Origin of the sequence: Bradyrhizobium vignae, assembly GCF_900324035.1 — a bacterium.
Classification (GTDB): Bacteria; Pseudomonadota; Alphaproteobacteria; order Rhizobiales; family Xanthobacteraceae; genus Bradyrhizobium; species Bradyrhizobium vignae.
On sequence record NZ_LS398110.1, the window covers coordinates 2,631,241 to 2,646,245 of the forward strand.

General features: G+C 57.0%; 9 protein-coding genes. 6 read left to right on the forward strand and 3 right to left on the reverse strand.

Features of this window, described 5'->3' with window-relative positions:
- The first annotated feature begins 29 nt into the window (after positions 1 to 29).
- Entirely contained in the window at positions 30 to 1,076 is a 1,047-nt protein-coding gene (locus BRAD3257_RS12720) for a glycosyltransferase (RefSeq protein WP_122402121.1), read from the forward strand.
- 533 nt (positions 1,077 to 1,609) lie between these two features.
- Here BRAD3257_RS12720 and BRAD3257_RS12725 read toward each other — a convergent pair.
- The gene (locus BRAD3257_RS12725) at positions 1,610 to 3,229 is read right to left on the reverse strand and encodes a cadherin repeat domain-containing protein (protein WP_122402122.1); all 1,620 of its coding nucleotides are present in this window, start codon (positions 3,227 to 3,229) and stop codon (positions 1,610 to 1,612) included.
- 512 nt (positions 3,230 to 3,741) lie between these two features.
- Between BRAD3257_RS12725 and BRAD3257_RS12730 the strand changes: the two genes are divergently transcribed.
- From BRAD3257_RS12730 to BRAD3257_RS12745, 4 genes are all read left to right on the forward strand, one after another.
- Positions 3,742 to 4,731, forward strand: a complete 990-nt coding sequence (locus BRAD3257_RS12730; protein WP_122402123.1) for a glycosyltransferase family 2 protein — start codon at positions 3,742 to 3,744, stop codon at positions 4,729 to 4,731.
- A gap of 1,046 nt (positions 4,732 to 5,777) precedes the next feature.
- On the forward strand, positions 5,778 to 6,809 hold the full coding sequence (locus tag BRAD3257_RS12735) for a glycosyltransferase family 2 protein (protein ID WP_160118804.1): 1,032 nt from the start codon (positions 5,778 to 5,780) through the stop codon (positions 6,807 to 6,809).
- A 55-nt stretch (positions 6,810 to 6,864) separates the two neighbouring features.
- Positions 6,865 to 8,223, forward strand: a complete 1,359-nt coding sequence (locus BRAD3257_RS12740; protein WP_122402125.1) for an O-antigen ligase family protein — start codon at positions 6,865 to 6,867, stop codon at positions 8,221 to 8,223.
- Positions 8,224 to 8,317: 94 nt separating this feature from the next.
- Positions 8,318 to 9,439: an acyltransferase family protein gene (locus tag BRAD3257_RS12745; RefSeq protein WP_122402126.1), complete on the forward strand. Its 1,122-nt coding sequence runs from the start codon at positions 8,318 to 8,320 to the stop codon at positions 9,437 to 9,439.
- 113 nt (positions 9,440 to 9,552) lie between these two features.
- On the opposite strand, the gene BRAD3257_RS12750 is transcribed toward BRAD3257_RS12745, so the two are convergent.
- Both BRAD3257_RS12750 and BRAD3257_RS12755 read right to left on the reverse strand, forming a co-directional pair.
- Positions 9,553 to 10,311: an FkbM family methyltransferase gene (locus BRAD3257_RS12750; protein WP_122402127.1), complete on the reverse strand. Its 759-nt coding sequence runs from the start codon at positions 10,309 to 10,311 to the stop codon at positions 9,553 to 9,555.
- 170 nt (positions 10,312 to 10,481) lie between these two features.
- Positions 10,482 to 11,579 (reverse strand): 2OG-Fe(II) oxygenase, encoded by a 1,098-nt coding sequence (locus BRAD3257_RS12755; RefSeq protein WP_145987003.1) that lies wholly within the window; start codon positions 11,577 to 11,579, stop codon positions 10,482 to 10,484.
- Between the two features lie 527 nt (positions 11,580 to 12,106).
- On the opposite strand from BRAD3257_RS12755, the gene BRAD3257_RS12760 reads away from it, so the two are divergent.
- Complete coding sequence (locus BRAD3257_RS12760; protein ID WP_145987004.1) at positions 12,107 to 14,713, forward strand: Ig-like domain-containing protein; 2,607 nt, start codon at positions 12,107 to 12,109, stop codon at positions 14,711 to 14,713.
- Positions 14,714 to 15,005: the final 292 nt, after the last annotated feature.

The following is a 15,005-nucleotide window of genomic DNA, read 5'->3' on the forward strand; positions in this document are numbered from 1 at the left end:
CGCTTCTGAAGAGGACGTGAAGGCGGGACATGGCTAAGGTGGACGTCGTTGTACCGTGTTATAATTACGGTCGTTACCTTGTGGACTGTGTTCGCAGCGTCCTTGATCAGTCGATCAAGGATGTGCGGGTTCTCGTTATAGACGACGCGTCATCGGATGATTCGCTTGAGGTAGCAAAGCGTCTGTCTGCCCTTGATTGGCGCGTTGAAGTCGTGACGCACGGACGCAACTTAGGACATATAGCAACCTATAATGAGGGCATTGAGCGGGCGGACAGCGACTATTTCCTGCTGTTGTCTGCAGACGATATGCTTGTGCCTGGAGCGCTTGAACGAGCGATCGAAGTCTTGGCAAAAAATCCGGACGTTGTGCTCACCTATGGCGAATGCGTCAGCTGGCATGATGAGCTTCCCATCCCTCGTATAGAGCCGACGCAGCGCTACACCTGGAGCCGCCACGATCTCTTGAAGGAAATATGCACAACAGGCACAAATGTCGTCCCCACGCCGACGGCTATAGCGCGGACAAGCGTACAAAAAGCGATCGGCGGCTATCGAGCATTGTTGCCCCACGCGGGTGACATGGAGATGTGGCTTCGCTTTGCGGCAAACGGCTCGGTTGCTCGCATCAAAGCGGTGCAGGCAATCTATCGTAAACATCCCAATGCAATGTCTAACGCGTACTTTGCGGAGGCGATGTCCGATTATAGCCAGCGTCAACTTGCCTTCGATAGTTTCTTCGAAGAATACGAGCATCGTCTTAGCAGCTCGCATCGGTTGAGCGGCGTAGCCCGTGGTGCGTTGGCCGACCACGTATTCCGTTGCGGGATTACGTTGCTCCGACAGGGGCGCCCTAAGGATGGAGTGCGGCTTATCCAAGAGGCGATGAGGATAGACCGCAGGTTGCGGTACTTACCTCCAGTTTGGCAGCTGTTCAAATTGCCCAGCGCTGAAGGACGTCAGCGGGCGTTGTCTGCAGTACGAGTGGGAGTTTCTCATATGCTGGGGCGGCGGCGAGGAGCCTTGAGCGGTTCGCAGCGTAAGCGAGGGGGCGGCTCGGGGGAGGAAGCAACGTAGGATCCTGAAATTCGAAACGGCAGACGCCGCCCATCGCATGAAATCCGGAATTCATGAGAGAGGTGGGCTCTTTTCAGACGCCTGGCTTCGATTTATGCCCCCGAGACCAAGGCCGAGCGGCATTCTCGGAAAAGTCGGTCGATCCTGCCAGCAGCATTTGTTCGATTATGCTCGCATTTGGCGTCCCCGGCGCTCAGGTCATGGAAGGTAATGACCTTCTCCCTGGCAGCACCTCCCACTCGTCGGCACAGCTCACGTGAGGCAAGCAGGTCCAGCCGCTTGGCCGACAATTCTCCGACGTCAAGGTGGAACAACAAAAGTCGTATCGGGCTGCAGAAATTCCGCCGCGCCCCGGCGTGATCAAAGCAGATGATCGCCAGCTGGTGGCTCCCAGAACCACGAGCGGGAAGGGATCTTCCTTAGTATCTCTCCAGTGAAGTCCGGCGGAGGCCGCCTTGCCGAGTGAAATCAGCCAAAATTAAAATCCTTGCGAGTCTTGCGACGTTTTAGGGGGCCGGCCGGCAGATAGTCAGTCAAATCGAACCGGGGCCGTCCATACCTCTCGTCGGGCTCCCAGACACTGACGTCGGTGTTGCCATCCAGAAGTTGCCGCTGTTGGTGAGGATCGTTGTGCGGTAACGTCTCTGGTAGTTCCGCCTCGGCACCGTGCCCACCGGATAAAATCCATTGTTTGTGGCATGATAATCGACGTACCCGGAACCTTGTTGTCCGTCATCGCAGATGATGTGATTTTGATCTCGCAGGCTCCAGAATCGGTTGTTGTCGACGTATACATCGGGCCCGATGGTGCCGCCCTTAACACTGCCCCAGTTTGTTAGATTTACGGCCGCGTTGAACGTACCCCTGCCGCGAATGCTAGGCCCTGTAAATGTATTGTGGCAGATCAGTACATAGTTGGTAGGAAGCAAGCCGCCTTGAGCGTAGATTTCAATCTCATCACAATCTGAACCGTCTGGCCGTGTAAATATGCAGTCCTTGATCAGAACATTGTTGAAGAACTTGGTGATCTCGTTCTCACTGTCGTGGAAACAGCAGCGCCGGACGGTTAAATTGGTAACAAAGCCGTAAGGCCCTCCATCGATAGCGATTAGGTCGCAATCTTCGATCACCTCATTCGTCGGTCTGGTACCGCCATCACCGGTCGGTCCGACGTTCGTGGTTGACCATATCACGCCGCGAACGCGGCAGCGGCGCAGCGTGACGTTTCTATGTGAAAAGCGGAAGTCTCCGGTGATGTCGAGATATTCGATCACCTGATCGTCGGCGGAGGATTGCGTGATGTTTGACACGCTCAGCGCATGTGAGGTCTGCACGTCGTTCCAGCATGAGGGGCCGCCGTTCGCCGGACCTGTCCATGTCAGAGTGTCTCCGATCATTGAGGGGCGATTGCTCACATCAGGCCAAGGCAGCTGCTGACAATTGACGGTCACGGTCCCTTCACCATAGCCAGCCTCGTTTGTCGCCCTGACTATGAGGCTATAGTTCTGCGGCCGTAAGCCGGTGGAGAGCGCGCTAATCCTGTTCATGTTCGCATTTGCGGTCAGTCTGCCTGCTGAATCGATCGCAAAGAGCCCGGACGAATTGCCAGACACGATCGAGAACGAGTTCGGATCGTTGGTTGCGCCTACCATGCCGATCGTCTGGTTGGCTTCGCCTGGCACACCAAAAGTGAAGCTTTGGGAAGTTACAACCGGAACTCCAGCGGAGGCGGAAGAGACGATGATGCTGATCTGTAGATCGTCATAGCCATAACTGTTTCGAACGCGCATCGTGACATTGTAGGTCCGCTCCGCGAGTAGCAAAGCACCGGACGACGTCACGGTGATCACGCCATTCTCATTTGTGCCAAAACAGCCGCCACTGTCATCGGAAACGATCGAGCACGTTGTCCGGGTGCCACCGAGGTGAGCAAACGTCCCAACTATTGCTCCGGCTGCGGTCGGAATTTGGAGGTTTAACGATAGGTTCGGAACACCGGGCGCTCCGGTCCGGCTCCGCACGCCACCAAAAATCGCGATTGCTTTAGGACTCATCGAGGTCGAAATGAGGAGCATTAACGCCAGCCGCTTTACGCATCTTTCGACGAATTTCCGGCGATCCAAAACGTTCGTTATGTTGAACAAATGGCTCATCAATTTCCCCGCTTGTGCAGGCGCAATAAAACGCGAATGAAAGCGGCTTGGCTTCCGTGAGTGTCGCGCCGGCCCGGGTGCCCATCCGGTCGGGGATGTACGCTGGGCAACTCAATCGCTCCCGTCAATTTAAGGCTTATTGAGAATGAATTTGTGTATTAGTTTGAAGGGTGAGTTAATGGCCAATGGCTCGCTTCAAGGGAAATTAACGCTCTAGCATATATCGATCTCGCGAGTTGGATGAAGGCGAATATTTATTTTGACCGAAGCCGCCGCTTAATGTATTTAATATAAATATCTTTAATTGAACAATATGAATGCCCGGCTGGGGCGCCGAGCTCATCTTGCTCGCGTGTAACCGGAGGAATCGGGAATTCGCGAGTTCAAAGGGAGACTGGCCATCCTTCGAAGGACAGCAACTGAATTAGCTCCTCGCGACAACAACGGACCGCGAAGCGAGAGTAGATGCTTACCTTGGTTGAGAAGGCCTATGTGTTCTTCGGAGGCTTGCAATGAACCTTAGTATCATCGTCGTAACACACAACACGCGCGAGATGACGATTGAATGTATCCGTTCGATTTTGGAGCAAACTACTAGGGTTCAATATGAATTGATCGTGTTTGACAGTGGATCCAGTGACGGTTCTGCTGCGGCGATCAGGGAACGATTTCCGACGGTCAAGCTGATTACGTCCGGGCAGGATGTTGGCTTCGGCAGGGCCAATAATCTCGCGGTGAAATCTGCGCAGGGGCGCCGGCTGTTGCTCATTAACCCGGATACTGTGGTCCTGGATCATGCGATCGATCGCCTCAACGAATTTGCCGACACGACTCCCGAGTGTCGCATCTGGGGCGGGCGCACTGTCTTCGCCGACGGATCTTTGAATCCGGCATCATGCTGGAGGTCTGCGACGTTATGGAGCGTGTTCTGCTGGGCTGTCGGATTGAACCTGTTCAAGCGCAGCGTGGTGTTCAATCCCGAAGCCTATCCAGATTGGAAGCGGGATTCGGTCCGGTCGGTCGACATCGTATCAGGTTGTTTCTTCCTGATTGACCGAGCTCTGTGGGAGGAGCTCGGCGGGTTCGACCCGGTGTTCTTCATGTATGCGGAAGAGGCCGATTTATGCATTCGGGCGCGAAACTTTGGCGCGCAGCCGAAAATAACTCCAACCGCAACAATCATACATTATGGTGGGGCTTCATACCCTCGGAAAAGCGAGCTCCGAATTCACCTGCTGGCCGGTCGCGTGACACTGATGGACCGGCATTGGTCGCCCCTTTCTCGACTGATAGGAAGGCGATTGTATTCGCTGATGACCTTAACACGACTGCTGGGGTATGCGACCGCGGCGGCGCTATTGCGGGATGAGGAATACCGCGCGCGTGCCCGCGAATGGTATGAGGTCTGGGCGAACCGCTGGCGATGGGCAAATGGCTGGACAGAGGCCGCCGTCAATGCCGCGTCCGGGGAAGATTCCAAGACTGCCGGGCAGTTTGGCTGAACCAGGCCGAACTGGACGGGTCGGATTTTGTCGTCAGCGATCCGGCGAATGCAGACGAAGTCCTGCAACACAAGGACCTCCTGCAGCGAACGACAGCCTTTGAGGCCTAGATAGTAGAGCTGCGATTGGCAGATCGCGTCCGTGCGGGCCAATCTCGACGCGGCTCAAGATGAAGAGCCGGTGCTGGTTCAGCGGTTCGAGACAATGAAATCGATCGCGCAGCACGTTGATGGACAAGCGAGTCGGCTCGCAGCTGAATTTGCAGCTATCCCGTGATGCGCCTCGAGGTCGAGAGCAATCTGGGGCGCGTTCGGGGCAACATTGCGGACAGCGCCCATCGTGTGGATAAGGCTCGCGCAGATCAAAAGGTGTTCGCGGAGACCGTAGGCCCCATCAGGAGCTGGTCGAAAAACTCACCAAGCGCAACAGCGTTGCGGAAGATATCAGGGAGGCGGTGTTTCGCCGGGAGCTGATCGTGCTGCAGGCGTCGGTTGACGGCGTTGTGCTGGAGATAGCCAACCGCACCGGGATCTGTGCTGCCGCCGCGCCAAGGCAGAGTACGTCGCCGAGGCGGCAAGTTTCGGCGCAGGGAACCCATTTATCAGCGCGCCAGTTTAACTGACGAGGTAGGATAACCGTTACATTTATTTGGCTTTGTGATTTTAGTTAAATCCGGTATAATATTTAATGTTAAATGGTCGAGATGCAGTCGGCGCCGATCTGGGAGGAACCCGTGACACCGCTTCTGGATTTGAAAGCCCAATATTGCTCCTGGTGATTGATGAGGCCTCATCTGACAACTCCCTTGAGATCGCAAATGCTTTGCGCTTGCGGACCGGCACGTCCGATCGAGCAGCTGATGGAATTTGCCGCATGCACGTTTTCGGCTTGTCTCAGTGGCGCGGACTGCAACGATGGCAACGGCAGGGCCGGCCTCGTCTGTGGAGCCCGAGATCAATGGGAGCTTCGGTAGCGAGACGGATGCGCGACGAGGCCATTGTCTACTATTGGATAAGAAACGGCGTGTGATCGTACGGGAGCGCATGATGAAGCGAGAACAGTCCGGCATTGTGTCTCGAAATATTGAAACAGATCCATTAGTGACCGTCATAATGTGCGTGTATAACGCAGGGGACTATCTGCGACCCGCGCTCCAGAGCATCCTGACGCAGACCTACAGAAATCTTGAAGTCGTGATGATTGACGACGGAAGCACGGATGCTTGCTTTGCGTCGATCCGGGACCTGCTGAGCGACGCGCGGGTCCGTGTTTACCATCAGGAAAATGCCACGCGGCCGGTGGCCCTGAATCGCGCGTTGAACGACACGCGCGGGGAATTTTATGCCATTCAGGACGGCGACGACATAAGCCATCCGCATCGGATCGAAAGGCTCGTGCGCGCTTTGGTCAACAGGCCGGAGCTTGCCGCAGTCTTCTCCGGGAACGAGCTCATTATCAACGGCACACATATGGCTCCAACATCATCCGCGAAGAGCGAGCTGGACTGCAGGCGCGACATCGACGCGTTTCGCATGCCAGCTCACGACCCGACCGGGATGTTTCGAATGTCGTTGGTGGGTGACTTGCGCTACGACCCGACCATGCCGTTCGTCGAGGCACTAGATTACATTTTGAGATTGGGAGAGCGATATCCGATGGTCGTGCTGGGTGAGTGTCTGTATGGATATCGCATTCTGTCAACATCGGTGACAAGACGCGATCCGTTCCAGCGCGAGCGCTACGTTGCCGAGGCGCTAAGACGAGCGTGCAGTCGGCGAGGCCTGAACTACGATCAGGTGTTTCCAGAGGGAATCGATGGTCCGAGGCGCTCAAAAAACAGCGTGTTGGACAACAATATAGCAGCCCACTTCATGAAAAGCGTGCTGGATCAGCGCCGCGCCGGGAGACGCCTTGCCAGCCTGAGAACGGGACTAGAGTGCGCCCGCCTGCATCCGCTCGATTCACATTACCATAAGGCACTCGTGTATGCGCTGACGCCATTGGGACTCATCGAATTCTTGCGACGGGGCCTGACAACAGTTCCTGTCGCGTCAAGCGAACGGATACGCAATTGCTAGTGCCTTCAGTCCGAACACCTATGACTGAGAGCTGGCGCGCGAGGTGCCGCACTCAATGAGCACTCAACCGGCAGCATACAGTCATGTCTCGACTGGCTACCCGCAGCCCATTCGGTTGCGGGCTAACCGCGGCGCGGTAAGGTCGCTCGGCGATGAGGCGGTGCTTAAGCTGTTGATGGCGGCGCTTTTCCTGCCGGAAGGACTTTCGTTCTTTATCGGAGATTTCCGCCTCACGGCTGTTAGATTGTTGCTCATCTGTTTCTCAGTGGCTGCCGTTATTCGGTTGTGCCGACGCATCGGGACGGCTGCCTACGCCTGCGTTCCCTCGGACATCCTTGTGGTGATCGCCGGGATCTGGATGGTGATCGCAGCGATGATCACGAGCGGGCCAGCAAATGGCCTGAAGGGAGGCGGTGCGCTGGCGCTGGACTTCGTCGGGGCATACTTCGTGTTTCGCTCGTTTTTGGGCTCTCTTGACAGTTCCGTACGAATAGTGGAGTTCGCTTGCAAATTGATGGTTGTCGTCGTGCTCATCGCGCTTCTCGATCCCTTAACCGGGAAGCTGTTTACGTACGAATGGATTAAGGGAATTACCGGTTATAGAAAAGAAGCCTACGAGGTCGCGATCTTATCACAAGCCGAGACGCTGTATCGAGACGGGTCGATTCGTGCCATGGGTCCGATGGAGCATTCGATTCTGTTCGGCTTGGCATGCGCATGGTTCGGCGCTCTTGCGCTTTGCACGTTCCCGCGGCGATTGCTCGGATGGGCGGTTGCCGTTGTCGCGTTTATTGGCGCGTTTTTTTCGCGTTCCCAGGGTGCAATGGTGAGCTTCGTTCTAGTGATGGCCCTGGCTGTGCTTTATGGTGCGACGCCAAGACTGACGAGCAGATGGAAGATTCTAGGAACGATCGTCGCCTGCGGCGTCACCTTCATATTCCTTTTTTCCGGGAAACCAATCGCGACGATTTTGCGCTTTGCTGGCGTCACTCCGATGACGGGCTGGTATCGGGAAGCTATATGGGAAGCCGCTACGCCTCTCGTGGCGGGGTCGCCTTTGTTCGGTATTGGTCTGCTCGACGACTGGAACTGGCAAGCGGGCGGCGTCCTAGTAGGTTCCAGCGTGGATACGATGTGGCTTGAGCTTGCCATGAATTTTGGAATTCCTGGCAGCCTTTTCGTGTTTCTAACAATTGTTGGCGCGTTCTGGTTGGGCCCGATCGACAGGTGCCAAGTCCTATCGCCCAGTGAAAAACGCCTGTCAGTGGCGCTCGGGTTTCTCACTGTCATTTCCGTGCTTGAGGGATTCATGGTGCACATGTGGGGTATATGCTGGGTGCTGCTTGGCGTTTTTGCTGGAATACGGGCGAGCCTCGCTGAAAGCGCGGTTGCGCGGTCGCGCATGACGGCATGATCTTGACGGGCCGATCGCCAGCGCCAGCAGATCAGAGGCGTGCAAGGTCCGTGCTCTCGGTGGCAATGCTGAAAGATGAAGCTGGGAGGAGAATTTGGAGCGCGCGGAGCGGATAAGGCATTCAAACTCGCTGGCGGTGGCAGCCCATCAAGGCAGGAAAAACAACTTCAATCTGCTGCGGGTCGCGGCAGCCGCGGCTGTCCTCGTATCTCACTGTTATCCGATTGCATATGGTCCGGCCGCCGTTGAGCCATTGAGCAATCTGCTCGGAATAACCTTGGGGCATCTGGCGGTTCTGATCTTTTTTATAATCTCTGGTTTCTTCGTTTCGCAGAGCTTCGCGCGGTCCGCGGGGTTGACTGATTTTGTTGCGGCGAGGGTACTGCGCTTATATCCCGCGCTTATAGTGGTTTCGCTGGTTACGATTGCGGTAATCGGCCCGATTACGACGCAATTGCCGATCGAGGCGTACTTCAGCGAGAGCTCGACGTTTTTCTATCTTCCGCGAAGCCTTAGCTTGAAATGGCTTCAGGACGGGTTGCCCGGCGTATTCTTGGCTAATCCATTTCCAGTCGCAGTGAATGGATCTCTGTGGACGCTTTTTTACGAGGTCGTTTGCTATGCTGGAGCGGCAACGGTCGCTGCGTACATTCGGGACTCGACACGACGGGCCTCGTTTTGCTTTGTCGCCATCGCGGCCGGCTATCTGGCCCTGAGCTTGCTGGATTTCCATTACGGGCTTTCTGGTAGGTCCTCGGCCCTTAGAAATTTTCAGGATTTGGTCCCAGCCTTTGTGGCTGGGATGATCTTTTTCCATTACCGAAAACTGATTACGCTCCGCTGGACATATTGCTTGATGTTGGGTGTGCCCGTCCTTGTGTTGAGTCAGACGGCTCTGTTTCAATCGGCATTTTTGGTTTTCTTGAGCTACGTCGTCTTCTTGATCGGGTTCAACGCATTTCCGTTTTTGCACAGCTATAATCAAGTTGGAGACTATTCCTATGGGACCTACGTCTACGCATTTCCCATTCAGCAAGCAGTCGCCAGTGTTCTTCCGGGCATTTCGCCTTTTGGTCTGTTCTGCGTGGCCGCGCCGATTGTGGCTGGGCTGAGTGTCGCCTCGTGGCACCTCGTTGAGGAGCCCGCGCTGAGGTCGCGCGTATACTTGCGCGCTAGGTTAGGTCGTCCCAGGATGCAAGTCGAGAGCGGTGCCTGAGATGGAGCTAACCAGTGGTGCTGCGCAGCACGGCCCCTGGCTAGATTGACGCCGTCGTCGAGTTTCCGGCATGGAGGGGGCGGGTTCGACTGCTCAGTAGGCGGGTGGCACTCCTAGACAGCGAGCTGGGTTAGGTGGGCCTCTCTCAAGTACCAAGTAAATGTGACGTGCGGCTGCGCGACTCCGGGGATGAAGCGCCGTCTCGAATAGATGTACGGCCGGTAGCCCCAGGCCGTGAGGAGATCATTTACTTCCCGCGAAGGAAAGGCGCACATTAGTGCCGGCCTATGCTGCTCAATGGTCCGCTTTGAACCGCGCAAAATTGCAGGTTCGGCGCCTTGAGCGTGCAGTTTGATCAAGCGCGGGGCCGTCCCATAGGAGTCGAGCGTAGCGCACTCGATGAGGTGCTTGGTCACCGTCAGCTTGGCTTCATTGAAGTGATACATCCTCCCTTTGTCACGGAGCCAATCAGTCGCTGCCGCGTGATCGGTTGCGGCCATGCCGTCGCAGTTCCATCTGCCATAGCAGGGCACAAAGAGTGTCATTGTCCCGTGCTCCGCACCGAGCGCGCAATTGTAGATCTTCACGTTGGGGTTTGCTTCATAGCGGACCGAAAGCCGCTGCGCTGAGCTCGGTTCTGGCTCGAATGCGACTATTTGCGATTTGGGCGCCAGCCTTCTAAATGCGGCGATGCTCTGCCCACGGTTGGCGCCAATGTCGACGATCAGGCCGCTTTCGATCGCCAGCCGGCATGCCCCCTGGTATTCCGGCTTCGTGAGGTAGGGCGCCATCGCGTCCTTTACCGCGAATCTGACCGCGGCAAGGCCCGGAACGTGCGCGTAGCAAAATCGTGCCATTGCCTTTAATTTCATGCGCTCTGCTTCCAGCGAACGAATGATCTGGCTGCAGTTACTAGTAAATTATTTGAATTGCGTACAGTATTAAATAGTCCGGCGGCAAAGCCTCCGTCCCAAGCCAGCATGGTGAACCCGAGGCAACTGATCTGGGAATCCGAAGTCGACTAGACGTCACTCATCCCGCGTTAGAGGCGGGCTTGAGAGTCGGCCTGTTTCTTGCTGTAAGCATCGCGCAGCTTCTGAGACTGCTCGTCGTACAGGAAGGAGAGAAAGGCGTACCGGCTCCCCCCAGTCACTGGGGTCACCTCGTGCAGCAGCGAGCAGGAAAACACGATCGCATCTCCGGGCTTGGCCTTGTAGACCTGAGGGCCATACTCGGGAAAGCTAAGACAACCACCCTCGTAGTCCTCGTTCAGAGTTATCGTCACGGCGAAGCGGCGGTGGGCGACGACGGGTGCGGTGTTGTCGCGATGCGCGCGAAAATAGCCGCCAGTCGCCGCGTCATAGCAGCCTACGAGGTAGCGCTCGATACGCGTGGTGGGGAATTGGAAGGCGCGGTAGACCATCGGCAACAAACGGCGCTGTAACAGTTCTTTGGCTCGCCGCAACGCACTCTCGTCAGAGACGTAGTAGTCGAGTCGTTTCCGGAATTGTGGATCAAAGCGTTCAATAATCGTTTCTCTATTCTCAATCGAGCCGATTTCGCGTCCTCCCGCTGCTTCGTAAAGCTGGATCAGTCGCTCACAGAAATCGCGGTCGAAGATCCGGGGGACGATCAGTACAGGCGCATTCTGCGCAACTGGTGGCTGGGCCAGAAGGTCGGCCACCAAAGATGTTACGCTGTCAAGAAATCGCGTAGTTTCCGTCAAGTGGACGATGTCGATGATCTGCAAGGCCGGACTCAATATGAAGGCTACGGGGCTGATTGTGTCGGATGTTACGCATGCCGGATCCGCCAAACCATAACGTGTCGCCGCAAGGCCGGTCGAATCGTGGAGAAACAATTGTCCGGCATCGTTCTGCAGGCGCTGTTTTTCGAAATCATCTGGATCGTTGGTAATACCTACGAGAAGGGCACGCTGACCGTCGAACAGGTCTTCGCGGCGCTTTAGCGCAGCGAGTATCTCAGCGACGTCGGGCCGAGCGGCTGAGGCGAGGAAGAATAAGACGATATAGCGGCCGGCCAGTTCATCGAACGCGACCGTTTCGGACGGCTCGCTTACTGTCGTTGCCGGAAACCAGGGCGCCGGTTCGCCGGCGGCAGGAGATGGCATTGCGGTCATTTTCAAAGGTCTCGAGTTCGTATCCAGTTGCCTTAGAATTTCGAACGACGTCGACTAGATGATTGTGTCATTGGCGCGGCCTCTGCGCCTCGATTGGCAAATTGCGCAGAAACCGGACTGAATCTACAGGCTGCTTATCGTCCATCTGTAAAAAGAACGATCAATAATCGGGCTGTATTATTTGCAGTCGGAGAAGCTTTGAGATTCATGAAGTTGGTTTGGGTAGGATAGCCCTTAGAAGGCCGCGCCAAATTAAATAAGCTGATCTCGTAGTTAATGGGAGTGCCCGCCTAAGAATTTCACGCCGATCTCAACGCAAGCTTGTTTTGCAAGAAAATGACCTTGGACGAGTCCTCGTGTCGCCAAAAAAAAGCCGCCGCGAGCAGGTTTTTCGAAATCACTGTCCATTGGATGCTGATTCCGCTCTGGGGACAGCATTGAACGGAATTGGCGCATTGCCGAGAGGAGAAGCGACTTTGGCAACTACGAGCACGACTACTATCTGGCCTGACGCAACGAGCACGGGGGTGTCTTCAGGCGTAACTCTCACGCCTCATAATGGCGATCTCGTCATCAACACGCCAGGTACGGTTGTTAGTGGTCTGGATATCCAGGGGACCGTGTACATCAACGCGTCGAACGTAACTTTGGTAAACTGCCAAGTAACAGCAGCCAATTACGTTCAAGTTAAAATCGCGCAAGACGCAACTGGCGTTACGGTTCAGAATTGTACGATCAACGGAGTGGGGACCGGTAACGACGGTTCGAGTGGCATTGCAGGCAGCGGAAATTTCCTGAACAACAACATCTACAACGTCGAAAATGGAATCTCGGTTGACAAGGCCGGCACCGCGCCGACCCTGATCCAGGGCAATTATATTCACGACCTCCTCGCGTCCGGATCGCCTCACTATGATGGCATCCAGATCGACGGTGGCCTCTCCAACATTACGATCGAGCACAATACGATCATCAATGGGCACAACCAGACCTCCGCGATCATGGTCGACAATTATTATGGACCGGTATCCAACGTTTCGGTCAATAATAATCTTCTCGTCGGGGGCGGTTATACGGTCTATGACGACGGTCAGTTTGGCGGGGGCGCCATTACGGGTGTTTCGTTCACCAACAATCACATGGGGTCTGGGGGCTTCGGAATCACCGACTTCAATCAGACGTCGCCGACTTACACCGGCAACGTCAATGACGGCGCAACGCTGGCGGCGACGTTGAACACTGCCGGGAATACCAGCAGCAGTGGAACTACGACCCCGCCAACGACTGCGCCTGCTGCTCCCGTGATCGCCTCGTTCTCGACCGACAGCGGGGTGGCTGGAGATGGCATCACGAACGACAATACGCTCGACCTCAAGGGCACTGCTGCTGCCGGTAGCACCGTCAAGATCTACGACGGCTCGACACAGATCGGTACGGCGACCGCGACTTCGACCGGCAGCTGGGACTACATCACTTCGATCCTGACCGATGCGAAGCACACGCTCACAGCCACCGCGACCAACGCGTCCGGCCAGACTAGCACCGCATCGGCTGCACTGACGGTGACCGTCGATACCAAAGCGCCGGCTGCGCCGACGATCGTCAGTGATACCGTCAACAGCGCCAATCAGGTTGTGGCGTCCGGGACCGCCGAAGCCAACAGCACGATCAAGGTGTTCGACGGCACGACTCAAGTCGGTACCGCTACGTCGAACGCTAGCGGGGCCTGGACGGTGACGACGGCTGGTCTGGCGGCCGGCACACACGCCCTCACGGCCACGGCGACTGACGTTGCGGGCAACGTAAGCGCCGCGTCAGCGCCTTTTGATCCTGTCATTGGATCGTCCGGCTCATCCGGTTCGGGTACGTCCGGTTCGGGTACGTCCGGTTCGGGCACGTCGGGCTCGGGCACGTCCGGTTCGGGCACGTCCGGTTCGGGCACGTCCGGCTCGGGCACGTCCGGTTCAGGCACGTCCGGCTCCGGCACATCGGGCACGGGCACCACTGCGCCGGCCGCACCGCAGATCGCCTCTTTCTCGACGGACAGCGGTGTCGCCGGTGATCACATCACCAGCGACAAGACGTTGACCCTGGACGGGACTGCGGTTGCCAACAGCACGGTCAAAGTGTTCGACGGCACCACCCAGCTCGGTTCGGTCACGGCGGACGCAAACGGCGCGTGGCACTACACGACTGCCGCGCTGGCTGACGGCAAGCACAGCTTCACTGCGACCGACACGGCCTCCGGCGTCACCAGCAAGGCATCGGCAGCACTGGATGTCACGGTGGATGCCGCGGCTCCCGATGCTCCGATTCTGTTGAGCGATCCGACGACGCATAATCGCGCAACGGTATCCGGTACGGCGGAAGCCGGCAGCCTGGTCAAGCTCTATGAGGGCACGAGCCTGCTTGGCACCACGACGGCTGCAACCGATGGCAGCTTCAGCGTGACGACCCCGAATCTCAAGCACGGGTCACACACCTTCACTGCGACGGCCACCGACGCCGCCGGCAACACCAGCGCCTTGTCGCAGCCGATCGATCCGCCGATCGGCTCGCACAGCGGCGGCAAGGACGCCTCGACCGTCGAAGTGACCAATGTGCGTCAGCACTGGGATCACACCGCAACCATCAAGGGCACGGCCGATCCCAACAGCGAGATCAAGCTGTTTGACGGCACGATCTCGGTCGGTTCGGCCACCACGGGAGCCGACGGCAAGTGGAGCTTCCAGACGTCCGATCTGTCGGGCAAGAGCCACGCCTTTACCGCGGAGCAGGTCGACACCACGGGCCACGTGGTCGGGACCAGCTCTGGCCAGGCGGTCATCGGCTCGGGCCACAGCGACACGCTGACCGGCACCAGCGGCAATGATGTCATGGTCGGCAAAGCGGGAGCGGATACGTTCCAGTTTGCGTCGAACTTCGGCCAGGACGTCATCAAGGACTTCGCTGTCAGCGGACCTGCTCACGACACGATCGAGTTCAGCAAGAGCGTGTTCGACAGTTTTGCGAGCGTTCTCTCCCACGCGGCCCAGTCAGGCCACGACGTCGTTATCGCGGCGGGGAGCGACACCCTCACGCTGAAGAACACCCAGCTCGACAAGCTGAACAGCCACGACTTCCACTTCGCGTAGAGGACGACTCGGCCACACTAGCTGGTACTCAACAACGGCCTCGGGGGATCTCTTGGGGGATCCCCCGACAAAGGCATGACTAAAGGGCAGGCACATGACTGACGCTGGACGGCGGGGGATGATCTCCCCGCCCGCGAATCTTTATCGAATCCCAATTATGCATTTGTCGGGACTTTGGTCGGCCGGGCGCCGGCTGACGGACGATGCCGAGCGGTCGACGTCGCGACTCGTCGGCTGGGCAAGGCGCCTGGTTGAAGTCCTTCGGCAACGGATATTCGTCGACCGCTTCCGG

Coding starts and splice junctions, on each gene's coding strand:
- BRAD3257_RS12725 (WP_122402122.1), bottom strand. CDS start 3,229: ATGAGCCATTTGTTCAACATAACGAACGTTTTGGATCGCCGGAAATTC.
- BRAD3257_RS12750 (WP_122402127.1), bottom strand. CDS start 10,311: ATGAAATTAAAGGCAATGGCACGATTTTGCTACGCGCACGTTCCGGGC.
- BRAD3257_RS12720 (WP_122402121.1), top strand. CDS start 30: ATGGCTAAGGTGGACGTCGTTGTACCGTGTTATAATTACGGTCGTTAC.
- BRAD3257_RS12735 (WP_160118804.1), top strand. CDS start 5,778: ATGAAGCGAGAACAGTCCGGCATTGTGTCTCGAAATATTGAAACAGAT.
- BRAD3257_RS12730 (WP_122402123.1), top strand. CDS start 3,742: ATGAACCTTAGTATCATCGTCGTAACACACAACACGCGCGAGATGACG.
- BRAD3257_RS12740 (WP_122402125.1), top strand. CDS start 6,865: ATGAGCACTCAACCGGCAGCATACAGTCATGTCTCGACTGGCTACCCG.
- BRAD3257_RS12755 (WP_145987003.1), bottom strand. CDS start 11,579: ATGACCGCAATGCCATCTCCTGCCGCCGGCGAACCGGCGCCCTGGTTT.